Below are 25,170 nucleotides of genomic sequence, written 5' to 3' on the forward strand. Positions count from 1 at the left end.
AAAGTCCAGCGGGAAATTGGGACGACGTCTTGAGGGTTTTGGTGGGGTTTGTTTCATGAATTGCGCCCATTAAAAAAATAATGGACATCATCTTCAATAACTTGATGGGGAATTAACAGACGGCGCTGGGCGTACGTTTACTGCCGCGGTGCAATGATGCTAAGTATTCGTTACTTGCCTGATCAACTGTGGCGTTGTGCAGCGTTAGGCGGCGGTCTTGAGTACGCGTACTGCCATGGCTGACACGCTATTTCATGAGAACCATCCGCCGCTTTTACGCCACTATACGGTAAGCGGATCCACGCATGCAGCCGACAAAAAGCTTGCCAAGTTGAGGTGTCTGGTACATCATGCGTTCCGTCGTCACGAAGGCTATCAGGGCGTAGCTGTGCAAGCGCCCACGAGCCGATCGTTCGCCACATTTTTCCGAAGCAGACTAATTAATTGCGTGAATAATTTATCCACCGCTAAAGGTAGCGCAACGTCTGCCTTATATTCTCCGTCGTAATCTTTTAAACAGAGTTATCCACAGGCTTCTTCGGGCTATCGACCGCTCGTGTTCGGCTGTTGAAAATTTCGCTTAGTCATAGCCAATTGAAAAAGAAAGATAAATTTTTATTATGAAACGTAAGATCAATCGCTTGCGTTTTTTGTGACGATTGATTAACAAAGGATTTTTATTTTTATACACAGCGGCCATACGGTATTGCAAGAGGTCTTTTCCCGGCGAGAATGTGTCTAAGCGTCGCGCGTTAATCCTTTTTCAATGGCCCTGACCAGCCGCGTTTGCTGCGCGCTTTGTATCGTCACGGCGGCGGCCTCTCGACGTGCCATTTGCCTTTCCAGCGCCCAATGAATATACACATCCAGCAGCGGCAGCTCTCCCAGGCGCCGCCGCAGCGCCAGCACGATCTCGTCCTGATAAGGTGCATTACCCAGCGCGACCTCGATATTGCGTGACCAGCGCACGTGGCCAATGCGCCGAATGGCCGAGCCTTCGGTAACGCGCAGAAATGTTGCTTCATTCCAACCAAACAGTTCTACCAGTTCAGGGGCATGTAATACCGCGCGCGGACTGAAATCCGGCTCATCGGTCAGCCGCGAGAAACGGTTCCACGGGCAGATCAATTGACAGTCGTCGCAGCCATAAATACGGTTGCCTATCAGCGGGCGCAGCGCCTCGGGAATTTCTCCCTCCAACTCAATTGTCAGATAGGAGATACAGCGGCGGGCATCAAGGGTATAGGGCTCGACGATGGCGCCGGTGGGGCAGGTGGTGATACAGGCGACGCAGCGGCCGCATTGTTCGGCCAGCGGCGCGTCAACCGACAGCGGCAAATCTATCAGCAATTCGCCGAGGAAAAACCACGAACCGGTTTCACGGTTGAGAATGAGTGAGTGTTTACCTACACAGCCGATTCCCGCTTTAGCCGCCAGTGGCCGCTTCATAATCGGCGCTGAGTCGACAAAGGGGCGGAAATTCACCTCGCCGCAGGCGTCGCGGATCCGCTTGCCCAGCTGTTTTAAACGGTTACGTAAAACTTTGTGGTAATCACGGCCCAGCGCATAACGACTAACATATCCTAATGAGGGATTTTTCAATGTCGACGCAAAGGCGGCCTTGGCCGGCAGGTAGTTCATGCGTACGCTGATGACCCGTAGCGTGCCAGGCAGCAATTCGTGCGGCCGGGCGCGCAGCATGCCGTAACGCGCCATCCAGGCCATTTCGCCGTGGTATTGGCGGTCCAGCCAGGCTTGCAGCGTTGGCTCATGGGTGGCTAAGTCGGTGTCGCAAATCCCGACCTGCTGAAAGCCCAACTCCTGCCCCCAGCGCTTAATCTGCCGGGCTAATTCTGTAAGATCGAAAGGATAAGACATGACTGACCGTGCCAACACATTCTTTCTACAAAGTTTATCACACTCCGTCTACGGTGCGCAGTGGCTCCGGGAATGGGAAAGCCAGGGCGCCGGCCTGGCCAGCGTGTCGCTCTATCAGTTAATGCAGCGCGGCGGCGCGGCGGCGTTCCAACGTATCCTTTGGCTGTATCCCAGCGCCCATCGCTGGCTGGTGCTGGCGGGTCACGGTAATAACGGCGGGGATGGTTATGTGGTGGCGCAGCTTGCCGCCGCCGCCGGTAAACAGGTCACGATGCTGGCCTGCGGTGGCAGCTCCCCACTGCCCGCCGAAGCGGAACAGGCTAAAGCGGCGTGGCTGGCGGCCGGCGGAGAATTACACTCCGCCGAGGAGCCTTGGCCGCAGGGCGTGGAGGTGATTATCGATGCGCTGCTGGGAACGGGTCTCAAGGCGGCGCCGCGCGATCCCTATTGCTCGCTTATCGCCGCGGCAAACCGGCATCCCGCGCCGGTGATCGCGCTGGATATCCCATCCGGTCTGTTGGCCGAGACCGGCGCGACGCCCGGGGAGGTGATGTCTGCCGCACATACCGTGACGTTTATCACCCTTAAACCGGGGTTGTTGACCGGCAAGGCGCGCAGCGTGACCGGGCAAGTGCATTATGACGACTTGGGGCTGGGAAAGTGGCTCGAGCGGGAAACGCCGCTAATGGCGCGGCTCAGCGCGGAACTGTTGCCGCGCTGGCTCCCTCCGCGTGATCCCTGCGTACATAAAGGCGACAACGGCCGCCTGTTGATTGTGGGCGGGGATCATGGATTCGCCGGCGCGATTCGTATGACGGGGGAGGCTGCGCTGCGCTGTGGCGCCGGGCTGGTCCGCGTGCTGACCCGCGAAGAGAATATCCCCTCGCTGTTGACCGCCCGGCCGGAGCTTATGGTGGCGCCGCTGACACGCGACACCCTTCAGCATGGTCTGGAATGGGCGGATGTGGTGGTGATCGGTCCGGGCCTCGGACAGGAAAGTTGGGGGGAAAATGCGCTGCGCCTGGTGGAAAATTGTGACAAACCAATGCTGTGGGACGCGGATGCGCTTAACTTGCTGGCGTTCAATCCTGAGAAACGTCACAATCGAATAATTACGCCTCACCCGGGCGAGGCCGCCCGCTTGCTGAATGGCAACGTCGGCGATATTGAAAGTGACCGTTTACTTGCAGCGCGCAAACTGGTGCGGCGCTACGGCGGCGTGGTGGTGCTGAAAGGTGCGGGGACCTTGCTGGCCGCTGAAGATGGCGCCGTCGCCGTCGCCGATGTCGGTAACGCGGGCATGGCCTCGGGGGGAATGGGGGATGTATTGTCCGGTATCATCGGCGGTTTGCTCGCGCAAAAGCTGTCGCTGTATGATGCAGCCTGTGCCGGCTGCGTAGTCCATGGCGCCACCGCCGACCGTCTGGCGGCTGAAAAAGGAACGCGCGGCATGTTGGCCACAGATTTACTGCCGGCATTGTACCTATTTGTCAATCCAGAGCTTACCGCATAGAAACCAGACATGGAAAAACGTGTAATATTCCTGCCGGATGAAACGGCAACCGTCGCATTCGGCGCAGCATTGGCTGCCGCCTGCCGGCAAGCCTGCGTGATTTATCTTTATGGCGACCTCGGCGCCGGCAAAACGACATTTTGCCGGGGGTTTCTGTGTGCGCTGGGGCACCAGGGCAATGTGAAAAGCCCCACCTACACCCTGGTCGAGCCCTACGCGCTGCCGCGCTGGACGGTTTATCATTTTGACCTTTATCGCCTGGCGGATCCGGAGGAGCTTGAATTTATGGGAGTGCGGGACTATTTCGATGATACCGCCCTGTGTTTGGTGGAATGGCCGCAGCGCGGGGAGGGTATCCTGCCGGCGGCGGATATCGCCTTGACGCTAGCCTATCAAGGGGACGGCCGGCAGGCGCAGGCGCAGGCCCTCAGCGCCACCGGCAAGCGCATTCTGGTTCAGCTGACGCCGCGGCAGGGAACTCCTTCATGATGCTGAAGTTCAGGATAATGCTGGTGTTGGCGGTGTGTTTAATCGTAGAACGGACAATGGCTGCGACGCTCAGCGATATTAACGTTGCCAACAGCGCCAATCAATCGACGGTCACCCTCGGGTTTAATCAACAGCCGGTCTACGCTTTTTTCTCGCTGCATAATCCCGAACGGGTCGTGGTGGACATCCGCCAGAGCGGCCCGGTGCAGGGGCTGCCGCTCGATTTCAGCGGTGAGAATGTGATTAAACGCATTCGCACTAGTACGCCGGTGGATAAGCAGAGTATACGCCTGGTATTCGAGCTGACCCGCAAATCCCGTGCGCAGGCCACGACACGGCAGGTGGACGGGCGCTACAATGTCGTGTTGACCGTGACGAGCCAGCAGCCGGCCGCCGTTGCCTCTGCCCCGCGGACGAGCGCCGCGGGGCCGGCCCCGAGCGCGCCGCCGCCGTCAAGATCGGTAAAAAACCCCTTTACTAACCGGGTGACGGTGGTCGAGAGCCCCGCCACGGTGGCTACGCCGGCATCGACATCGACACCGACGCCACGCGGCCGGCTGCCGGCGGGCGCAGAGCCGGTGGTGGTGGCCATCGACGCCGGCCACGGCGGTCAGGATCCGGGGGCTACCGGTCCCAATGGCCTGCATGAAAAAAATGTAGCCATCGCCATCGCCCGCAAGCTGAAAACGCTGCTCGATGGAGACAAGATGTTCAAGCCGGTATTGACCCGCGACGGCGATTATTTCATCTCCGTCATGGGCCGTTCCGACGTAGCGCGCAAAAAGGGCGCCAGCGTGCTGGTGTCCATTCACGCCGACGCCGCGCCCAACCGCAGCGCCAGCGGTGCGTCGGTTTGGGTGCTGTCCAACCGGCGCGCCAACAGCGAAATGGCGAACTGGCTGGAGCAGCACGAGAAACAGTCGGAGCTGCTGGGGGGGGCGGGCGATTTGCTGGCCAATAGCCAGGCCGATCCCTACCTCAGCCAGGCGGTACTGGATCTGCAGTTCGGCCATTCGCAGCGGGTGGGATACGATATCGCGGTGAAGGTGCTGGGCCAGCTGCAGCGGGTAGGCGCGCTGCATAAACGCCGGCCGGAACACGCCAGTCTCGGCGTACTGCGCTCGCCGGATATTCCGTCGCTGCTGGTGGAAACCGGTTTCATTAGTAATACCCGGGAGGAGCGGCTACTCGGTAGCAGCGCATACCAGGATAAGATCGCCAACGCCCTGTACCTGGGACTGCGCGCTTATTTCCTGGCGCATCCGCTGCAAACCGGCCCAAAGCTCGAAAATCGGCCGCAGGGCGTTAGCTCAGCGACCGACGCTCCCGCCCCCGCAGGACGCCATATCGTGAAGCGGGGTGAGACGCTCTCCTCCATCGCCCGTCAATATGGGGTAAGCATGGAGGCGATCCGTACGCTGAACAAGCTGAAAAAAGAGGGTGTTTGGGTCGGGCAGCGGCTGTGCATTCCCGCGGGGGGAAGAGCTCAGGCCGCGCCGCCGCCCGCTGCCGCGCCGAAGGGCGGTCCGCGTCGGCACCAAGTGGCGCGTGGCGATACATTGACCGCGATCGCCGCTCGTTATGGCGTGTCCGCCAGCGCAATCAAGCGCGCTAATAATATGACGTCCAATAACGTGATGCTGGGACAAACGTTGACCATACCGCCCGCTTAAGGCAAGAGGACCCGATTATCATGCAGATTCAGGTGCTGCCGCCACAGCTTGCCAACCAAATTGCCGCCGGTGAAGTGGTGGAACGCCCCGCGTCGGTGGTAAAGGAACTGCTTGAAAACAGTCTTGACGCCGGTGCGACCCGCATTGAGATCGATATCGAGCGTGGCGGCGCCAAACGTATCCGAATTAATGATAACGGCAGCGGTATCGTTAAAGAGGAGCTGGAGCTGGCGCTGGCCCGCCATGCGACCAGCAAGATCGCCAGCCTGGACGATCTCGAAAGCATTACCAGTATGGGTTTTCGCGGCGAGGCGTTGGCCAGCGTAAGTTCCGTGTCGCGTCTGACCTTGACCTCGCGCACCGCCGCGCAGAGCGAAGCCTGGCAAGCATACGCCGAGGGGCGCGAACTGGCGGTAACGCTTAAACCCGCCGCCCATCCGGTCGGAACGACGGTGGACGTGGTGGATCTGTTTTATAATACGCCGGCCCGGCGCAAGTTCATGCGCACCGAAAAGACCGAGTTCACCCATATCGATGAAGTCATCCGCCGTATCGCGTTGGCACGATTCGACGTGACATTCATTTTGCAGCACAATGCCAAAACGGTGCGCCAGTACCGCGCGGTCAGCCAGCAAAGCCAGCATCTGCGCAGGCTGGGCGGGCTTTGCGGCCCGGCGTTTGTCGAGCAGGCCCTGGGCGTATCCTGGCAGCACGGCGATCTGGCGATACACGGCTGGGTAGCGGATCCGGCGGGGGGGGAGCTGCCCGAGATACAGTACAGCTATGTTAATCGGCGCACGATGCGCGACAAATTGATTAATCACGCTATACGGCAGGCTTATCAGGATCAGTTGGCAGGAACGCAGCAGCCGGCCTTTGTGCTGTTTCTCGACGTGGATCCGCATCAGGTGGACGTCAATGTCCACCCCGCCAAACATGAGGTGCGGTTTCATCAGGCGCGGCTGGTGCATGATTTTATTTACCAGGCGGTGGTGACCGTCTTGCAGCAAAGCGCGGCGCCCCGCCTGCCGATCGGCGACGAGGGCGCGGGACCGAGCGCGCCGGAGAATCGCCAAGCGTCCGGGCGCAATCATTTTTCCCTGCCCGCCGGCGAGGCATCCTCCCTATGGGGAGCGCAACAGCCCGACGGCGAGCCCTCCCCCCTGCGGGAGGATGCCGCCGTGTCCGGGCAGACGGCGGCGCGGCCCGTGGTCGTTGCGGGCGCCGAGGGGCGTCGCGCGGCGAGTGAGACGGGCGGGGATAGCGAACATGACCGCCGATCCGCGGCGGCGGGTGGGGATAGCGTTCTTGACCGCGGTTCGGCAGCGATCGGTGACGAGAGAGTTTCGCCGCATCAACCTTCCGTCGCTGCGGGTCGCGGCGGCCAGGCGCGGGAGCGGAGCGCCGGCTATCAGCGCAAAGAGGGCGTGCTTTACCGGCAGTTGGTGCAGACCGCGCCGTTGCCGCAGGAGGGGCAAACGGCACCGCGCGATATTTTCGCCCGGCCACGGCCGGCGGATGGCGGTTCTCTCCCCGGCGACAACGGGCCGCCGCACGCCGGCGCCGCGTCGTCCTCCTTTGCCGTCATGGGCGAGGCGTCAGTCAGCACCGGGCCGGCCGTCGCCGGTAATCCCCACAGTTTCGGCAGGGTGTTGACCCTGGTCGCGCCCTGCTATGCGCTGGTAGAGTCGACGAGCAGCCTGGCGCTGCTCTCGCTGCCGGTTGCCGAACGCGGCCTGACCGAACGCCAACTGACGCCCGGCACGGAACAGCTGCGCGCTCAGCCGCTGCTGATTCCGCTGCGTATGACGCTGCGCGATGAAGAGGCCGCGGCGCTTAAACGCCATCAGCCACTGCTACAAGAAATAGGTATCGCGCTACAGGCGCATCTTCATCAGGCAATACTGAATGCGGTACCTTTACCATTACGCCAACAAAATTTACAAAACTTGATTCCAGACCTGTTAGGCTACCTGCACGGTAAAACGTCGGTGACGCATCACCAGGTTGCGGTTTGGCTTGCCCGCCGACTGCAGCACGAATCGGTCGTCTGGAGCCATTCCCGGGCGATACAATTGCTTGCCAAGGTGGAGCGGCTTTGTCCGCAGTGGGTGAAAGCCCCACCCGACGGGCTTCTGGTAACATTGAATTTTGAGGCCGCTATTAAAGCCCTGAACCATGACTGAGCCGACATTTCCGCGCCGGCCCCAGGCCATTTTCCTGATGGGGCCCACCGCCTCCGGTAAAACTGCGCTCGCGATGACGTTGCGCCAGCACCTGCCGGTGGAGATCATCAGCGTCGATTCCGCGCTGATTTATCACGGTATGGATATCGGCACGGCCAAGCCCAGCGCCGACGAGCTGGCGCGGGCGCCGCATCGGCTGATAGATATCCGCGATCCGGCGGAGCCTTATTCAGCGGCGGATTTCCGCCGTGATGCGCTTAAGGAAATGGCAGAGATCACCGAGGCCGGTCGTATACCGTTGCTGGTGGGCGGGACCATGCTCTACTTCAAGGCGCTGCTGGAGGGATTATCCCCCTTGCCCCCGGCAGATCCCGAAGTGCGTGCACGCATTGAACGCGAGGCGGAAACGGTGGGATGGCAGGTGTTGCACCGGCAATTGCAACAGATTGATCCGATTGCGGCAAATCGTATTCATCCTAATGATCCGCAGAGACTGTCGCGGGCACTGGAAGTTTTTTTCGTTTCAGGTAACACTCTAACGGAACTGACAAAAATATCCGGTGAAGCGCTGGCGTATCGGGTACATCAATTCGTCATCGCGCCGCTTGACCGCGCATTGTTGCATCAGCGTATTGCGCAGCGCTTTCATCAGATGTTGGCCGCCGGTTTTGAGCATGAGGTCAGTACGCTTTTTGCCCGAGGTGATCTTCACCGGGAAATGCCATCCCTTCGTTGCGTCGGTTACCGCCAGATGTGGTCATATCTGGCCGGCGAAACCGATTATGATGACATGGTGTTTCGCGGGATTTGCGCGACACGACAGCTTGCCAAGCGCCAAATGACCTGGCTGCGGGGGTGGCGCGATGTTCATTGGCTGGATAGCGATGAGCCCGCTGCAGCCCTCGACAGGGTATTACAGGTTGTTAGTGCATAGGTTGGGTGATTGTGTACAATTGATGGTACTGAACGCGCTTTTTTTACAACGTTTATTTTATTTAGAGCCACATGGTTCTTGTTACAAACAACAAGCACATAAGGAAAAGACAGAATGGCTAAGGGGCAATCTTTGCAAGATCCGTTCTTGAACGCGTTGCGTCGGGAACGTGTTCCGGTTTCTATTTATTTGGTGAATGGCATTAAACTACAGGGCCAGATTGAATCTTTCGATCAGTTTGTCATTTTATTAAAGAACACGGTCAGCCAGATGGTTTACAAACACGCCATCTCCACCGTCGTACCGTCGCGCCCCGTATCGCATCACAATAACAATCCGAGCGGTGGTTCCAGTAATTATCACCATGGCAGCACCCCTGCTTCGCAACCGACGCAGCCGGAAAGCGATGACGCCGAATAAGGCGCATCCCTGTTGACCATTTCGCGGTGCTTTAGCGTGCTGTTGGCGCTAAGGCCCGATTATAACTGCGGTATATCCGCATGAGAGGTTGTACGCTTGTTTGACCGTTATGATGCCGGTGAGCAGGCCATACTGGTTCACATCTTCTTTTCGCAAGACAAGGATATGGAAGATTTACATGAGGGTAAGCTGCAGGTGGAGCTGGCACAGTTGCGTCATCTTGCTACGCGTCTGGTACGCGGCTGGACGCACCTTGAGCGGCAAAAGGGCGGCATCGGGCTGCGTGGGCCGGGGGAAACCCAGCTTGAGACCGACCGCCGCCTGTTGCGGAACCGCATCAGCCAGATCCTTTCCCGTTTGGAACGGGTGGAGAAGCAGCGCGAGCAGGGCCGGCGCGCCCGCGCCCGGGCGGATGTGCCCACCATCTCGCTGGTGGGCTATACAACGCCGGTAAGTCCACCCTGTTCAATCTGATGACTGAGGCCGGGGTGTATGCGGCCGATCAGCTGTTTGCCACCCTCGACCCGACCCTCCGGCGTATCAACGTCGGCGACGTGGGGGATACCGTTTTGGCGGATACGGTGGGATTTATCTGCCATCTGCCCCACGACCTGGTGGCGGCGTTTAAAGCGACGCTGCAGGAAACTCGGCAGGCCACCCTGCTGCTGCACATCGTCGACGCTGCCGATACGCGTATTAGTGAAAATATCGATGCGCTGGACCAGGTGCTGGCCGAGATCGAAGCCAACGATATTCCGACGTTGTTGGTCATGAATAAAATCGATCTGCTTGACGATTTCGCGCCACGCATCGATCGCGATGAAAAAAACCGACCGGGGCGGGTGTGGCTTTCCGCCCACAGCGGCGAAGGGGTCGCGCTATTGATGCAGGCCCTTACCGAGCGTCTGGCGGGCGAGATCGCGCGCCATGAACTCCGTTTGCCCCCACAGGCCGGCCGGCTGCGCAGCCGTTTTTACCAGCTGCAGGCCATAGAAAAAGAGTGGATCGAGGAAGATGGCAGTGTGGGGCTGGTGGTAAGACTGCTCATCATCGACTGGCATCGTTTATGTAAGCAGGAAATGGCGTTGGTAGACTATCTTGTCTGACCGTCCTTTGGGAACTCAAGCCTGAAGAATACTAATTAAAGTAAAAATGGAGCTAAAACATGGCGTGGAACCATCCCGGTAATAACGGACATGACCGCGACCCGTGGGGGAGCAGCAATAATAATAGCGGCAACTCTGGCGGAAATAACAATAAAGGCGGACGAGAACAAGGGCCGCCCGATCTGGATGATATCTTCCGCAAACTCAGCCGCAAGCTGAGCGGGTTCGGCAATAAAGGCGGCGGTGGTACCGGCACCTGCGCCCCGGGCAGAAGCGGCCGTTATATCAGTCTGGCGGTGGCGGCCGTGGTGGTCATCTGGGCGGGCAGCGGCTTCTACACGATTAAAGAAGCGGAGCGCGGCGTGGTGCTGCGTTTCGGCAAATTCGATCATCTGGTTCAGCCCGGCTTGAACTGGAAGCCGACCTTTATTGATACCGTGACCGCGGTCAACGTGGAGTCGGTACGGGAGCTGGCGGCGTCCGGCGTCATGCTGACCTCCGATGAGAACGTGGTGCGCGTCGAAATGAACGTGCAGTATCGCGTGACCGACCCCGAACGCTATTTGTTTAGCGTCACCAACGCCGACGACAGCCTGCGCCAGGCCACCGACAGCGCTCTGCGCGGCGTCATCGGTAAATACACGATGGATCGCATCCTGACCGAAGGCCGCACCGTCGTGCGCAGCGACACCCAGCGGGTGCTGGAAGAAACTATTCAGCCTTATAACATGGGTATCACCCTGTTAGACGTCAACTTCCAGGCCGCCCGGCCGCCGGAAGAGGTGAAAGCGGCTTTTGACGACGCTATCGCCGCGCGGGAAAACGAACAGCAATATATCCGCGAAGCCGAAGCGTATTCCAATGAAGTGCAGCCGCACGCCAACGGTCAGGCTCAGCGCATTCTGGAAGAGGGTCGCGCCTATAAAGCCCGCACCGTACTGGAAGCGCAGGGGGAAGTGCAGCGTTTCGCCAAGGTGTTGCCGGAGTATAAAGCGGCACCGGAAATTACCCGCGAACGTCTGTATATCGACGCAATGGAGCGCGTGCTAAGCAGTACCCGAAAAATTCTGGTCAACGACAAGGGCAGCAACAATTTGATGGTGCTACCGCTGGATCAGATGTTGCGCAACCCGCCGGCCGGCAATAGCAAAACGCGCTCAAGCAATGAAGCGCTCAATCTGTTGCGGCTGCCTGCCGGGGGCACCAGCAGCGGTGCCGCGACGGCACCTGCCGCGGGTGGCAACGCCAGCGGAACGGTCATGGATCAGCGACGCGCCAATGCACAGCGTGACGATACCACGCGCGAAGGGAGGGAGTAACCGATGCGTAAGCCTCTAATGCTTATTATGGTGATAGTGCTGGTGGTGCTGTATGTGTCACTGTTTGTGGTGCAGGAAGGCAAGCGCGGCATCGTCCTGCGCTTTGGTAAAGTATTGCGCGACGGCGATAACAAGCCGTTGATTTACAATCCCGGCTTGCACATGAAGATACCGTTTATCGAAACGGTTAAGAATCTTGATGCGCGCATTCAAACCATGGAAAACCAGGCGGATCGCTTTGTGACCATGGAGAAGAAAGACCTGATCGTTGACTCTTATATCAAATGGCGTATCAGCGATTTCAGCCGTTATTATCTGGCGACCGGCGGCGGCGATGTGTCGCAGGCGGAAGTGTTGTTGAAACGGAAGTTTTCCGACCGTCTGCGCTCGGAGCTCGGCCGGTTGGATGTTAAGGGGATTGTCACCGACTCCCGCAACCGCCTGATGACCGATGTGCGCGAAGCGCTTAATAACGGGACTTCCGGCGACGATGAAGAGACGCAGGCCACCGCGGCCGATAACGCCATCGCTTCCGCCGCCGCGCGGGTAGAGCGTGAAACCAACGGCCCGCAGCCGGCGGTAAACCCGAACAGTATGGCGGCGCTGGGCATTGAAGTTTTGGACGTGCGTATCAAGCAGATCAACCTGCCGACGGAAGTGTCCGACGCGATTTATCAGCGCATGCGCGCGGAGCGTGAAGCCGTCGCCCGCCACCACCGGTCCCAGGGCCAGGAAGAGGCGGAGAAGTTGCGTGCCGCCGCGGATTACGAAGTGACCCGCACGCTGGCCGAGGCCGAGCGTCAGGCGCTGATTACCCGCGGTGAAGCGGATGCGGAAACCGCCAAGCTGTATGCCGACGCGTTCAGCCGGGATCCGGCGTTCTACGCCTTTATCCGCAGCCTGCGCGCGTATGAAAACAGCTTTAACAGCAACAATGATGTGATGGTGCTGAGCCCGGAAAGCGATTTCTTCCGCTTCATGAAGTCGCCGGAAGATACCGCGGTCGGCCGCCGTCCCTGACGGTTGCCTCGCACATTCAATCAGGTACGAATGTGCGAGGTACGTCAATGCCCAGGGCGGGCCGCGGTTAAGCGTGCCTGTCTTGCGGCGTGCAACGGCTACCGGCCCGCCGAGGTCGTCAATCAGTACGGCGAGGAAGTGCTGACTATCCGTGGCCTGTCCGACATCGTCGTTGGACGGCTTAAAGGTCCGCAATCTATACGGGAGAGTATTTGCGGGTGGTCCGCTTACTTCGTCAGGCTCGAATCAGCAGCGGCATCAGCCAGCAGCAGCTCGGCGGCGCGCTAAACTGTCCACAATCTTTAATCGCTAAAGTCGAAAGCGGGTAAAAAAGGCTGGATTTCGTTGAACTTAATTACCTGGCCCGCCTTTTAGCTATCGATCCCATCTTTATGATTGAGCGTGTCGATAAGCCTATTCCACCCTTCAATAGTTAAATCCCCTACAGGTGCTGCGCTTGCGATCCGCATCGTGACTCAGTTGTGTTTAGGGGGCATCAGTGAACCTAAAACACAGGGGGGCTTCTCCGATCCTGGTGGTTGCACCTGTTTTTAGGTGAGAGATATTTCTGTCACTGGGACACTTTGTAAACAATAAAGCAACAATCAGCTTATTTTTATGATTCATTAAATCATTAATGATAGAAGTATTGATGGATGGCTATTTTGCGCAGCCGTTCATCTTCTGAATTAACGTAATTCTTCACGGAGGTAATGATATGTATTCCTTAATTAAATTACGTAAAGCGTTATTCATGGTAACAACACTGGTATTTTCTTCCCTAGCCACTTCGCCAGCATTCGCCTTAGCATGTCTAGCCAAGCCCGGTAATACGGCCAAGGAGTACGCAGAGCTTTGCGCCTGGACAGGACCAGGTTTCCCTTTCTGTTTTTGATGCCTGATGCTCCGTCATTATGAAGTGATTATGACCCGAGCCTTTTGCTTAAGGAGGAAAGGCTCGTTCAGAACGCCATGTTCAGCTTCCCATAGTGGACCACCACACCCAGCTTGAAATACTTCCTTTTTTTCAATCCACAGGCTTTTATCCTCAGCAGCCTGATTGCGCCAGAAAGACATCGAAAAGATATCAAGATTTAACACAAAACTTTGAATCTTGATGATACATTGCGTTCACTTCATCGTGTTAGTTCTCATTTTGATGAAAAATGAATCGTCTCCAGGTTTATATTAATGAGTGAAGTGCTCATGATTCCTATCGGCGCCGTAAATCACTTCACGGCTGGTCAATATTGGAGATGTCACATGCCGAGCGACTATATGCAGCACAGGATAAATCAATATGGACAAAATGTATGTAATACTAGTAAATTTATATCCGATTGTCGAAAGACAAAGATTGCCGAGAGATTCATATCTGTTAATAATGTCTTATGCAAATGCCCATCAAGTGAAGAGACATGCCGTTGGATAAATTATACGAATCACTGTCGTTCCGATTATGAGTTTCCACACTACAAACTCCCAAACAAAGAGGTTACCATAAAGAAGATTACCTATACTTATGGTAAGACCGATACCTCCTATTATTGCCCTTGCCCGCCTGATCCATGTGCATCGGAAGCATTTTATAATCAATGTCGAGATTATGAATCAAAGAACATGCATGGTTTAGATGTTGCCCAAGCTAGACTCATTCTTCATCCTAAAGATTATCCAAAACAGTATCCAGAAACAGCAAAGCTGGTTGGTCTGCCTGAAGTTAGCTGTTTTTGTCCACCTACAGTAATCGACATCAATATTGCTTCTCCTTCCCTTTCTCAATTATTATAACAGCTTAATAGCCCTTAAAAGCAGACTCGCCATCATTGTATGGCGAGCTTTTGAATCAATTCACCCATGAATTTTATGACTATGTTCAAATTTTCTCTCTTCCTGACAATCCATTCCTTAGTCATACCTGTTATAGAAACCACATTTCGCGTAGCTCCATTGGTAACAGATGCGGCGCGGTGGTGTGCTGAACTGTCTCCCGCAATGCCGATGAAGGTCGGCGGATTTACCTCCGCGCTGGCGCTGAAGGTAATAATCGATGAGCTTAAAATGGAATAAGCGATCCCGGATTGATGTACTGATTTCTACCACCAACCCTGGTCGGGCGCGTGAATGGAGAGCGCACACGCCAAGATGCATTGTTGCTGCCAGTCCGTACGCGTCTGAACCCGCCACTACATTACCATTACGATTAAAGATCGTCACAAACCAGGTACCCACATTAATTTTATGCCTACCTTAACTATACAGGAACTTTTACCTGCTCCATCTGTGTTCCCAGCCATGAGCCAGCGCTGCCGTATCCATGCCAAAATGGTCAGGAGAATGTGCAGTTAGGATAACTCAAGTCGATGGCGGTGCTTGCCGTACGCACGTTACCTAGCGTCTTTATCTAAACATGGCGATAACTTGATAACAAGAATTTTCATAGACTCTTTTAAATTTTTCGCGCTTGATGCTAAATGCTAATCCACCGTGCGTGTTTGCGAGAGAAGAACGGGAAAGCAAATGATTCACGGTAGCAGGCAGAAGCGAAGGGTACAGGTGTGCATAGAAAGGCCACGGAAATCGAGGCCTTATTGGTTGATGTTGATGGTGCGTGGACGACCTTTGAAATAATTTTAAATTATTTCAATGATATAATGTGTGTTTAATACCCGATCATTCGGGCCTTTTTGTTTTGAGGTTATGTCATGAATCCGACGATTTGGATGGCGCTCGGTTTGGTACTGGTGCTGGAGGGATTGGGGCCGATGCTGTTCCCCGGCGTCTGGCGCAAGATGATAGGTTCGCTGGCGACGCTGCCGGATACGCTATTGCGCCGCTTCGGCGGCGGTTTAGTGGTCGCCGGCTGCGTCATCTACTATATGTTGCGTAGCAAAATGGGCGCGTGATCGCAGCGCGAAAAAACAGCACGAACCGGCGCGAAAAAGTACTGAAAGTCATGGATTCAGATGGTAGAATCCATTTTTAAGCAATCTGGTGAAGTTAAGAGATGGGTAAGAACGTCGTCGTACTGGGCACCCAATGGGGTGACGAAGGTAAAGGCAAGGTCGTCGACCTGCTGACCGAACGGGCCAAATATGTTGTTCGCTATCAGGGCGGACACAACGCCGGTCATACTTTAGTTATCAACGGTGAAAAAACCGTCCTTCATTTAATCCCCTCAGGCATTCTGCGTGAAAACGTCGTCAGCATCATCGCCAACGGCGTCGTGCTGTCGCCGGAAGCGCTGATGAAAGAGATGGGGGAGCTGGAGGCGCGGGGTATTCCGGTACGCGAACGCATGCTAATTTCTGAGGTGTGCCCGCTCATTCTTGCTTATCACGTGGCGATGGACGTCGCGCGCGAAAAGGCCCGCGGCGCCAAAGCCATCGGCACCACCGGCCGCGGTATCGGCCCGGCCTATGAAGACAAAGTGGCGCGTCGCGCGCTGCGCGTGGGGGATCTGTTCAATAAAGACACCTTCGCCGCCAAGCTGAAAGAGGTCGTGGATTACTATAACTTCCAGCTGGTGCAGTATTACCAGGCTGAAGCCGTGGATTATCAAACGGTGCTGGACGATATTCTGGCGGTGGCCGACGTCCTGACCGGGATGGTTGTGGATGTCTCCGAGCTGCTGGACTCTGCCCGCAAACGCGGCGATCTGATGATGTTTGAAGGCGCCCAGGGAACGCTGCTGGATATAGATCACGGCACCTATCCCTACGTTACTTCCTCCAACACCACGGCCGGCGGCGTCGCTACCGGCTCTGGCCTCGGTCCGCGCTATGTGGATTATGTCCTCGGCATCGTCAAGGCGTATTCCACTCGCGTCGGCGCTGGTCCGTTTCCCACCGAGTTGTTTGACGACACCGGCGAATTCCTGTGCGCAAAGGGCAATGAATTCGGCGCCACCACCGGCCGCCGCCGCCGCACCGGCTGGCTGGATGCGGTCGCGGTACGCCGAGCGGTGCAGATCAACTCCCTTTCCGGTTTCTGCCTTACCAAGCTCGACGTGCTTGACGGTCTGCAAGAGGTGAAAATCTGCACCGCCTATCGCCTGCCTGACGGCCGCGTGGTGGAAAGCACCCCGTTGGTGGCGGAAAACTGGGAAGGCATTGAGCCGATTTATGAGACGCTGCCGGGCTGGAGCGAAAGCACCTTCGGTGTGAAGCAATTCGACAAGCTGCCCGACACGGCGCGTCGCTACATCAAGCGTATAGAAGAGGTGAGTGGCGTGCCGGTTGATATCGTTTCGACCGGGCCTGACCGTAGCGAAACCATGATTCTACGCGATCCGTTTGACGCCTAACGGCCCTCGGGCGTAAATTAGCAAAAAAGAGAGCAAACCGGGCGTGGCCCGGTTTGTTTTTATATGTCAATAGGTTATCCTGCCGTAATCGCGAATGCCCTCATTGCCGACCAACAAGTTTTATGGCCTGTTTGGTTCTCAAAGGTTACTCTTATTGTTCATGTTTTCATTGTTCATGTTTTCCTTTTTACCGGTACGTATGCCCCCGTCAGGGTTTGGCGGGCCTGCCAATGATAGCGGTATCTAGGCCGGCGCTCTGCGCGCCGGCCGGTTGTAGCGCGGAAACAGAGGTTGACATTTTGCCTGCCGTTGAAAACAGGTGTTGCCGCAGGCACCCATAGGGTTCATCGCATCATTCCGCGCCTCGCGTGGCCGGCATGATTGCCCTAACCACCGCTCTACAAAAACGTGCGCGTGCCCGCTAGCGGCACGGCAACCTGTTTTGACATTATGGAGATAGCTCAATGTCACACTATCCCTTTCTGGAAAGAGAGGCAGAAAAATACGCGTTCCCGGTGCCAAGCCGAGAATTTATCCTCGCCCATTTAGCCAAGCGGGAAAAATCCGCCAGCCGCGAGGAGTTGGCGCAAGAACTGGATATCAGTGGTGAAGACCAACTGGAAGGCTTGCGCCGCCGCCTGCGCGCAATGGAGCGTGACGGGCAACTGATTTTCACCCGCCGGCAGTGCTATGTGCTACCGGAGCGGCTGGATTTGTTGCGCGGTAAGGTCATCGGCCATCGCGACGGTTTCGGTTTCCTGCGCGTCGAAGGCAGCAAGGACGATTATTATTTATCCGCCGAACAGATGAAAATGGCCATTCACGGCGATGTCGTCATGGCGCAGCCGCAGAGCGCGGACCGCAAAGGCCGCCGCGAGGCGCGCATTGTGCGGGTGCTGGTGCCGAAAACCAGCCAGATCGTGGGCCGCTTTTTCATTGATGCAGGCAGCGCTTTCGTGGTGCCGGACGATAGCCGTCTCAGTTTCGATATCCTGATCCCGCCGGAAGCGACCCAGGGCGCCCGCATGGGGTTCGTGGTGGTGGTGGAACTGACCCAGCGTCCGACACGGCGCACCAAAGCCATCGGCAAAGTGGTGGAAGTGCTCGGCGATAATATGGGCACTGGCATGGCGGTGGATATTGCGCTGCGCACCCACGATATTCCCTACGTCTGGCCGCCGGAAGTCGAGCAGCAGCTGGCGGATTTACAAGAAGAGGTACCGGAAGCGGCAAAGCGCGGGCGTATCGATTTACGTGCGCTGCCCTTGGTGACCATCGACGGTGAGGACGCGCGCGACTTCGATGACGCGGTGTACTGCGAGAAAAAACGCAGCGGAGGTTGGCGTCTGTGGGTGGCGATTGCTGATGTGAGCTACTATGTCCGGCCGCATACGCCGCTGGACCAGGAAGCCAGCCGGCGTGCGACCTCGGTCTATTTCCCCTCCCAGGTGATCCCGATGCTGCCCGAGGTGCTGTCCAACGGCCTGTGCTCCCTCAATCCGCAGGTGGACAGACTGTGTATGGTCTGCGAGATGACTATCTCCACCCAGGGGCGTCTCTCTTCCTACAAGTTTTATGAAGCGGTGATGAATTCCCACGCGCGCCTGACCTACAACAAGGTCTGGCAGATCCTGCAGGGCCAGCAGGAATTGAGCACTCATTACGCGCCGCTTATCAAGCTGCTGACCCAATTGCATGAAATGTACCAGACGCTGGAACAGGCGAGGTTGCAGCGCGGCGGCATCTCTTTTGAAACCGAAGAGGCCAAGTTCATCTTCAACGCGGAGCGCCGCATCGAGCGTATCGAGCCGGTAAAGCGCAATGATGCCCATAAACTGATCGAAGAGTGCATGATCCTGGCGAATATTGCCGCGGCGCGCTTTGTCGAGAAGCATAAAGAGCCGGCGCTTTATCGTGTGCATGACCGGCCAAGCAATGACCATATCACCTCGTTGCGCACGGTATTGAGCGAACTGGGGCTGACCTTGGGGGGCGGCGATAAACCTGAGCCCAAAGATTATGCCGATATGATGAATCTGGTCGCTGGCCGCCCGGACCACGAAATGCTGCAAACCATGCTGCTGCGATCTATGAAGCAGGCGATTTATGATCCTGAAAACCGCGGCCACTTCGGGCTGGCGCTGCAGGCGTATGCTCATTTCACCTCGCCTATCCGCCGTTATCCGGATCTTGCGCTGCATCGGGCGATCAAATATCTTCTCGGCCGACAGAATGGCGACGTCGATGGACGGGCCACACCGACCGGCGGCAGGCATTCAGAATTGGAAGAGATGTTGCAGCTTGGCCAGCAATGTTCGCTGAGCGAGCGTCGCGCCGATGAAGCGACCCGCGACGTGGCAGACTGGTTGAAGTGCGATTTCATGCAGGATCACGTCGGGCAAGTATTCAGCGGCATTATTACCAGCGTCACCAGTTTCGGTTTCTTTGTGCGTCTCGATGAGCTGTTTATCGACGGCCTGGTGCATGTCTCGTCGCTGGACAATGATTATTATCGCTACGACAACATCGGCCAGCGGCTGATAGGCGAGTCCGGCGGCAGAGTGTACCGGCTCGGGGACGCGGTGGAAAGCCGCGTTGAAGCCGTACATATGGACGAACGCAAAATCGATTTTTCATTGATTTCCAGCCGCCGTCAGCCGCGCGGTGCCGACAAAACCGAGCGCCAGCGTCAGCAGCAAGCCGCCCGCGGCGGCAACGACGGCAAACCGCCGCGCCGACGCAGCAGCAGTAAACAGCCCGCCAATTTTGAACCCGGCAGCGCATGCCGGCCGACAGGGAAAGGGGGCGACAAGCCCGGCGGCGGGCGGGGTAAACACCAGCGCGGCGGTGCTCATCCCGCCACGCAAACGGCCCTGGGCGCCCAGCCGACCCAGCCTGCGGCGCAGGGCGCAGGGCGCGGCAAAGGCGGCCACGCCTCTTCGGCGCCGGCCAAACCGTCGACCGAGGACAGTTCGCGCAAGAAAACGTCCGCCGAGGGCGCCACCCGTAATAAAGCCGCTGGCGGCAAAACGCACCGCCGCAGGAAACCCGCCACGGCTTCCGGTCGCTCAGAAAACTGATAGCCGGGCCGCGACGTTTATTAGCACAACCCTAAACGGGCCGGCAGGCCCGTTGCCGATGAAAGACGATCATGAGCGAAATTATTTACGGTATTCATGCCGTACAGGCCCTACTGGAGCGCGATCCGCAGCGTTTCCTGGATGTGTATTTGTTAAAAGGACGCGACGACCGCCGTTTGCAGCCGCTGGTTCAGCAACTGGAGCAGGCCGGCATCGTTATTCAGATGGCCAGTCGTCAGTGGCTGGATGAGAAAGCAGAGGGCGCGTTACACCAGGGCATTGTCGCCCGCGTGCAGGCAGGGCGGCAGTTTCAAGAGAACGAACTGCAGGCGCTACTGGCACAGCAGGCCGCGCCGCTGCTGCTGGTTTTGGATGGTGTTACCGATCCGCATAACCTTGGCGCCTGTCTGCGCTGTGCCGACGCCGCCGGTGTCCATGCGGTGATTGTGCCGCGCGATCGCGCGGCGCCGCTGAACGCCACCGCCAAAAAGGTCGCCAGCGGTGCCGCGGAAACCGTGCCGCTGATCCGCGTCACCAATCTGGCGCGCACGCTGCGCCTGCTGCAAGAGCATAATGTGTGGATCGTCGGCACCGCCGGCGAGGCGGATCATCATCTCTATCAAAGTAAACTCACCGGGCCGCTGGCGCTGGTGATGGGCGCGGAAGGCGAAGGCATGCGCCGCCTGACCCGTGAACATTGCGATGAGCTCATCAGCATTCCCATGGCCGGCGCGGTTTCGTCCCTTAATGTGTCGGTTGCTGCCGGAGTATGCCTGTTTGAAGCCGTGCGGCAGCGAAGTTAGACATCATCTCGCGGCCGCCGGCGAGCGCTATCGGGCCGGCGGCTGAAGCGCTTTTTTTATGATGCCATAGGTATTTTCGCCCGCGCCCTGCGGCGCCGTACGTTCCCGCCTTTGACGACTTAGCGTGCCCGCCACCTCGGGTAATCGCGCCGATGAGCCCCTAAATGCGTGCGCGCCGCGCCATTACCGATAAAGAATCGCTTCTCCGTGCCAGACGCCGGGGATGACCGTTTCATCGATCATCAGGATCTGGTAGTAATGCGCCTGACGTTCATCCGCCTGGCGCTGAATGGCGTTTTTAGCATCCATCAGACTGCCGCGTTCATCCACGGTAACCTTGCCTGTCCGCGTCAGCGAACCCACCATATTGCGGCTGATTTCCACCGCCTGTTGTTCGGTCGCCGGCGGTTTGCCGTTTAACACGCTACATCCCGCTAACGGCAAGCAGCAAAAGATGATCGTCGAAGTAAGCCATTTCATAGCCAAATATCCGCAGTGCTTAGATGATTAAAGTATAGCGAAACCGGCCAGCAGTGATTATGGTAATGACCGGACGCTGCGGTGACAGGACGGCGTAGCGTGACGTGTTACGGCGAACGGGGAGGACCCATGGTAGAGATGCATCAGGAGTACGTCGGCGACATCGAAGTGATACATGCGGTGCCGGCGGGCGGTTATGCTTTACCGCTGCCGACGCTGTTTTTTTACCATGGCTACACCTCGTCCAAAGAGGTCTATAGCTATTTCGGCTATGCGCTGGCGCAGGCCGGGTTCCGTGTGATCCTGCCGGATGCTCTTATGCATGGTGCCCATTTTGACGGCGATGAGCAACGCCGCCGGCGGCATTTTTGGGATATTCTGCGCAATAATATCGACGAATTGCCCGCGCTGTATGCGCACTATCGCCAGCAGGGGCAGATTGACGGGCGGCGCGTCGATGGGCGGCATGACCGCGCTAGGGGCGCTGGCGCGCTATGATTGGCTGTCGTCTGCCGCGGCGTTGATGGGATCCGGCGATTTTATGCGGCTCAGCCGCACGTTATTTCCGCCGGTTACGCCGGATGCGCCGGATTATGAACGGCGCTTTGCCGCTGCGCTGGCGCCGCTGGCGCCGCTGGCGGACTACGACGTCTTTCAGCGGCTGGATAAATTGCGTGATCGGCCGCTGCTGCTCTGGCATGGTGACGCGGATCCACTGGTGCCGCCGGCGGAAAGCGCGCGGCGCCCATCATCGGGTACGCTATCTCACCGAGCCGGAAATTGGCCATAAAATTACCGTGGGCGCGCTCGCGGCCACCGTCGCTTTTTTTCGCGATGCGCTTTAGCGTTGTGGCTAAAGGCTAAGGCCGAGCGCCGGCCGTGTAACCCGGAAATAATCCGCCGCGGTCCTTGTGTTTAGCCGGCCGGATAAGTACAATTATGCGTCATTTTTCGACCGCACACTTATCACGTTCCTTGCTTCCATGGGCCGCGGTTGACCCTGACAGGAGGCTGAATAATCCGTAAGGAGCAATTCTATGCGTCATTACGAAATTGTTTTTATGGTTCATCCTGACCAAAGCGAACAGGTTGCCGGCATGATCGAACGCTACAGCGCCCTTATTACCGGTGCTGAAGGCCAGATCCATCGCCTGGAAGACTGGGGCCGCCGTCAGCTGGCTTACCCGATCAACAAACTGCACAAAGCGCACTATGTTCTGCTGAACGTAGAAGCGCCGCAGGAAGTGATCGACGAGCTGGAAACAGCTTTCCGCTTCAATGACGCCGTTATCCGCAGCATGATCATGCGCGTTAAGCACGCGGTGACTGAAGCGTCTCCGATGGTCAAAGCGAAAGACGAACGCCGCGAGCGCCGTGAAGATTTCGCCACCGAAACCAACGAAGACTCTGATGCTGGGGATTCTGAAGAGTAATCGATGATGACGGCGAACCGTCTGATGCTGTCGGGCACCGTGTGCAAGATACCCATCCGTAAGGTCAGCCCATCAGGTATTCCGCATTGCCAGTTCGTGCTTGAGCACCGTTCTGTGCAGCAGGAAGCCGGTTTTTCACGCCAGGCATGGTGCCGACTGCCCGTGGTGGTCAGTGGAAAACACACTCTCGATATGACTCGCAGTATAACGGTCGGCGCGCAGATCACCGTGCAGGGGTTCATCAGTTGCCATCAAGGGCGCAATGGCCTCAGCAAAATAGTTCTGCATGCCGAGCGGATTGATTTGATAGATTCTGGAGACTAGCCCTAATGGCACGTTATTTCCGTCGTCGCAAGTTCTGCCGTTTCACCGCGGAAGGCGTTGTTGAGATCGACTACAAAGACATCGCTACGCTGAAAAACTATATCACCGAAAGCGGTAAAATTGTCCCGAGCCGGATTACCGGTACTCGCGCCAAATACCAACGTCAGCTGGCCCGCGCGATCAAGCGTGCGCGCTACCTTTCCCTGTTGCCGTACACTGATCGTCATCAGTAATCGGTCATTGTCCACTAAGTCTTTGAGAGGATAAGGTAATGCAAGTTATTCTGCTTGATGAAGTCACCAACCTGGGCGGTTTGGGTGATCAGGTTAACGTTAAAGCGGGTTATGCTCGTAACTTCCTGGTGCCGCAAGGCAAAGCCGTGCCGGCCACCAAGAAAAACGTAGAATATTTCGAGGCGCGCCGTGCTGAACTGGAAGCCAAACTGGCGGACGTTCAGGCCGCGGCTGAAGCACGCGCCGCGAAAATCAATGAACTGGGCAGCGTCACTATCGCGTCTAAAGCAGGCGACGAAGGTAAACTGTTCGGCTCTATTGGTACTCGTGATATCGCTGACGCGATCACCGCCGCCGGCGTTAACGTCGCGAAAAGCGAAGTGCGTCTGCCGAACGGTGTTCTGCGCACGACTGGCGACTACGACGTCAGCATCCAGGTACACAGCGATGTTTTCGCTACCCTGAATGTGGTGATTGTGCCCGAAGCGTAATCGCTAGATTATGCGACGATAAAACGCCGGCACAGAGCCGGCGTTTTGCTATTTCACCCCGCGCAGAGGGTGGGACGACAACCGGCGGTGCGCCGGTTTTTTTTTGGGGCGCTGCGCGGGGGAGCGGGCTGAGGGCGTCAAGGGTCAGCGACGGTGGCGGAATGGTTATTGCCGCTGGTAGCTGCCGTCGGGCTGGAGCGCAAAACGTACCGGGCCGGCGGCGCCGGTTTCTATTTCCAGCAGCGTCACAACGCCCTGCGCGTTTTGCACGATGCGTACTTCCTGCCCGGCCTGCAGGCTGCTCAGCGGTTTGTCGTTGCCCTCTACCTGTGCCATGGCAAAGACATCCGCCACCGGCAGATTATGTGCGCGGAACAGCTGGGCCAGCGTCTGGCCGTCGACGATGCGGTACGTTTGTAGGTGCCGCTTGTCCATGTTGCTGCCACCGGCGCTGTTGTCCACCAGCTCGGCCTGCATACTCGGCACAGCAGAGGATGCCGCATCGTTGCGGGCCATTGGCGCCGGAGGCGTCGTTGGACTGTAGGGCCAAAGCAAAGCGATGGCCACCAGTAATACGACAATCAGCAGCCAGCGGCGATGCATGAGCGGTAGCGGCCCCATCCAGTTAAAGCCGTCCGGCAAGGTGCCACAATGTCGCCAATAGCGCCTGTCCACGCTGTGAGGCGCGTGCGCGGGGCGCTTACGTGTGGAGGGCCGCTGACGTTCGTGGCGGTACGTCTGTCAGATAGTCAGGGCGATGGCCGGCACTGCCGAGGGGCGTTGCATCGGGCTCATCATCGGCGGCGCCGTAGCGGCCGGATGTTGCGCCAGCGTCACGGCGGGAATCGCGCCCGACGTCGGCGCTGCCGATGGCCTGGGTATAGGGCGCATCCTCCGTCGACGCGGCAGGCAGGCTGTCCTGCGCACCCGTGTTTTGCCGTGGCGCGCGTTTATCGCTCTCAAGGGCGGGCCGGCTGACGTCATCATCGGGGCTGAAACGGCGACGCCATTTCTCCCGCAGGCCGTCCAGGCCCGGCAGCGAAAAGCCCGGGGACGTGTTCTTCCTGGGCGCGATTCTGCCCATGATGACCTCTCTTGCAAAACTGTTGCCGTAACCCGATGAAGTATAGAGCGGCGTGGGATGAAGCTCCATGCCTATTTTATACCGTGACGCTGACGTTGCTGGTTCCGGTCACGTCCGATCACTGATTCCGGTCGCCCGATCAGCGATTCCTATTCTGTCCGATCGCTCATCTTCTGTTCTGCCATACTCTGGAGACTTTTAGCTTCCGGGGGTATGGCATGGCACGTAAAAAGAAGAACGCGAGAACAGAAATGTGCATCTATATCAATGTATTACGCATGAAATTTGAGCAGCGTCGCTCGAATCGCACCATCGCAGCAGCGCTCGGCATCGGCTGTACCACAGTGCACGATATCCTCGGCCGATTCACGGTAGCTAACCTGGTCTGGCCATTGCCG

The 25,170-nt window shown here is 57.6% G+C and carries 22 protein-coding genes and 3 pseudogenes; 21 read left to right on the forward strand and 4 right to left on the reverse strand.

The window, feature by feature from the left end; genetic code table 11:
- Positions 1-738: 738 nt before the first annotated feature.
- Complete coding sequence (queG, locus tag ACMX3H_RS07085; protein WP_415210297.1) at positions 739-1,878, reverse strand: tRNA epoxyqueuosine(34) reductase QueG; 1,140 nt, start codon at positions 1,876-1,878, stop codon at positions 739-741.
- Between queG and nnr the strand changes: the two genes are divergently transcribed.
- The 15 genes and pseudogenes from nnr to rlmB all read left to right on the forward strand — a co-directional run bounded on the left by nnr (position 1,877) and on the right by rlmB (position 20,727).
- Positions 1,877-3,391, forward strand: a complete 1,515-nt coding sequence (gene nnr / locus ACMX3H_RS07090; RefSeq protein WP_415210298.1) for a bifunctional ADP-dependent NAD(P)H-hydrate dehydratase/NAD(P)H-hydrate epimerase — start codon at positions 1,877-1,879, stop codon at positions 3,389-3,391. The genes queG and nnr overlap by 2 nt on opposite strands.
- A gap of 9 nt (positions 3,392-3,400) precedes the next feature.
- Positions 3,401-3,880 carry a tRNA (adenosine(37)-N6)-threonylcarbamoyltransferase complex ATPase subunit type 1 TsaE gene (gene tsaE / locus ACMX3H_RS07095; RefSeq protein ID WP_415210299.1) on the forward strand — a complete coding sequence of 160 codons (480 nt, stop codon included), beginning with the start codon at positions 3,401-3,403 and terminating at the stop codon, positions 3,878-3,880.
- A complete protein-coding gene (gene amiB / locus ACMX3H_RS07100) occupies positions 3,877-5,553 on the forward strand; it encodes an N-acetylmuramoyl-L-alanine amidase AmiB (RefSeq protein WP_415210300.1) in 1,677 nt (558 codons plus the stop codon). The genes tsaE and amiB overlap by 4 nt, the downstream gene beginning before the upstream one ends.
- 20 nt (positions 5,554-5,573) lie before the next feature.
- On the forward strand, positions 5,574-7,739 hold the full coding sequence (gene mutL / locus ACMX3H_RS07105) for a DNA mismatch repair endonuclease MutL (RefSeq protein ID WP_415210301.1): 2,166 nt from the start codon (positions 5,574-5,576) through the stop codon (positions 7,737-7,739).
- Positions 7,732-8,673, forward strand: a complete 942-nt coding sequence (gene miaA, locus ACMX3H_RS07110; RefSeq protein ID WP_415210302.1) for a tRNA (adenosine(37)-N6)-dimethylallyltransferase MiaA — start codon at positions 7,732-7,734, stop codon at positions 8,671-8,673. Before mutL ends, miaA begins: the two co-directional genes overlap by 8 nt.
- 114 nt (positions 8,674-8,787) lie before the next feature.
- The gene (hfq, locus tag ACMX3H_RS07115) at positions 8,788-9,093 is read left to right on the forward strand and encodes an RNA chaperone Hfq (protein ID WP_415210303.1); all 306 of its coding nucleotides are present in this window, start codon (positions 8,788-8,790) and stop codon (positions 9,091-9,093) included.
- Between the two features lie 96 nt (positions 9,094-9,189).
- A pseudogene (gene hflX, locus ACMX3H_RS07120) lies at positions 9,190-10,199 on the forward strand (ribosome rescue GTPase HflX).
- A gap of 59 nt (positions 10,200-10,258) precedes the next feature.
- Positions 10,259-11,518, forward strand: coding sequence for an FtsH protease activity modulator HflK (hflK, locus tag ACMX3H_RS07125; RefSeq protein ID WP_415210304.1), 1,260 nt, complete (start codon positions 10,259-10,261; stop codon positions 11,516-11,518).
- Positions 11,519-11,521: 3 nt separating this feature from the next.
- Entirely contained in the window at positions 11,522-12,538 is a 1,017-nt protein-coding gene (gene hflC, locus ACMX3H_RS07130; RefSeq protein ID WP_415210305.1) for a protease modulator HflC, read from the forward strand.
- Between the two features lie 218 nt (positions 12,539-12,756).
- A complete protein-coding gene (locus tag ACMX3H_RS07135; RefSeq protein WP_415210306.1) occupies positions 12,757-12,867 on the forward strand; it encodes a helix-turn-helix domain-containing protein in 111 nt (36 codons plus the stop codon).
- An 862-nt stretch (positions 12,868-13,729) separates the two neighbouring features.
- Positions 13,730-14,329, forward strand: coding sequence for a hypothetical protein (locus ACMX3H_RS07140; RefSeq protein WP_415210307.1), 600 nt, complete (start codon positions 13,730-13,732; stop codon positions 14,327-14,329).
- Positions 14,330-15,243: 914 nt separating this feature from the next.
- Complete coding sequence (locus tag ACMX3H_RS07145; protein ID WP_415210308.1) at positions 15,244-15,444, forward strand: DUF2065 domain-containing protein; 201 nt, start codon at positions 15,244-15,246, stop codon at positions 15,442-15,444.
- A gap of 101 nt (positions 15,445-15,545) precedes the next feature.
- The gene (locus tag ACMX3H_RS07150; RefSeq protein ID WP_415210309.1) at positions 15,546-16,844 is read left to right on the forward strand and encodes an adenylosuccinate synthase; all 1,299 of its coding nucleotides are present in this window, start codon (positions 15,546-15,548) and stop codon (positions 16,842-16,844) included.
- Positions 16,845-17,308: 464 nt separating this feature from the next.
- Positions 17,309-19,924: a ribonuclease R gene (rnr, locus tag ACMX3H_RS07155; RefSeq protein ID WP_415210310.1), complete on the forward strand. Its 2,616-nt coding sequence runs from the start codon at positions 17,309-17,311 to the stop codon at positions 19,922-19,924.
- Between the two features lie 71 nt (positions 19,925-19,995).
- The gene (gene rlmB, locus ACMX3H_RS07160) at positions 19,996-20,727 is read left to right on the forward strand and encodes a 23S rRNA (guanosine(2251)-2'-O)-methyltransferase RlmB (RefSeq protein ID WP_415210311.1); all 732 of its coding nucleotides are present in this window, start codon (positions 19,996-19,998) and stop codon (positions 20,725-20,727) included.
- Positions 20,728-20,910: 183 nt separating this feature from the next.
- On the opposite strand, the gene ACMX3H_RS07165 is transcribed toward rlmB, so the two are convergent.
- Positions 20,911-21,150, reverse strand: a complete 240-nt coding sequence (locus ACMX3H_RS07165) for a YdgH/BhsA/McbA-like domain containing protein (RefSeq protein WP_415210312.1) — start codon at positions 21,148-21,150, stop codon at positions 20,911-20,913.
- 186 nt (positions 21,151-21,336) lie between these two features.
- Between ACMX3H_RS07165 and yjfP the strand changes: the two are divergent.
- The 5 genes and pseudogenes from yjfP to rplI all read left to right on the forward strand — a co-directional run bounded on the left by yjfP (position 21,337) and on the right by rplI (position 23,688).
- Positions 21,337-22,052 (forward strand): annotated as a pseudogene (gene yjfP / locus ACMX3H_RS07170) (esterase).
- 192 nt (positions 22,053-22,244) lie between these two features.
- On the forward strand, positions 22,245-22,640 hold the full coding sequence (gene rpsF / locus ACMX3H_RS07175; RefSeq protein ID WP_345996846.1) for a 30S ribosomal protein S6: 396 nt from the start codon (positions 22,245-22,247) through the stop codon (positions 22,638-22,640).
- Between the two features lie 3 nt (positions 22,641-22,643).
- Positions 22,644-22,964, forward strand: a complete 321-nt coding sequence (gene priB / locus ACMX3H_RS07180) for a primosomal replication protein N (RefSeq protein WP_415210313.1) — start codon at positions 22,644-22,646, stop codon at positions 22,962-22,964.
- A gap of 5 nt (positions 22,965-22,969) precedes the next feature.
- On the forward strand, positions 22,970-23,197 hold the full coding sequence (gene rpsR, locus ACMX3H_RS07185) for a 30S ribosomal protein S18 (RefSeq protein ID WP_005974788.1): 228 nt from the start codon (positions 22,970-22,972) through the stop codon (positions 23,195-23,197).
- 38 nt (positions 23,198-23,235) lie between these two features.
- The gene (gene rplI / locus ACMX3H_RS07190) at positions 23,236-23,688 is read left to right on the forward strand and encodes a 50S ribosomal protein L9 (RefSeq protein WP_415210314.1); all 453 of its coding nucleotides are present in this window, start codon (positions 23,236-23,238) and stop codon (positions 23,686-23,688) included.
- A 165-nt stretch (positions 23,689-23,853) separates the two neighbouring features.
- Here rplI and ACMX3H_RS07195 read toward each other — a convergent pair whose 3' ends face one another.
- Positions 23,854-24,363 (reverse strand): LysM-like peptidoglycan-binding domain-containing protein, encoded by a 510-nt coding sequence (locus ACMX3H_RS07195; protein WP_415210315.1) that lies wholly within the window; start codon positions 24,361-24,363, stop codon positions 23,854-23,856.
- 25 nt (positions 24,364-24,388) lie between these two features.
- Entirely contained in the window at positions 24,389-24,841 is a 453-nt protein-coding gene (locus ACMX3H_RS07200; protein ID WP_415210316.1) for a hypothetical protein, read from the reverse strand.
- A gap of 149 nt (positions 24,842-24,990) precedes the next feature.
- Between ACMX3H_RS07200 and ACMX3H_RS07205 the strand changes: the two are divergent.
- Positions 24,991-25,170, forward strand: a pseudogene (locus ACMX3H_RS07205) (IS21 family transposase); the annotation flags it as partial.

The sequence above is a fragment of the Sodalis sp. (in: enterobacteria) genome (genome assembly GCF_047607725.1).
Lineage (GTDB): Bacteria > Pseudomonadota > Gammaproteobacteria > Enterobacterales > Enterobacteriaceae > JBLKSS01.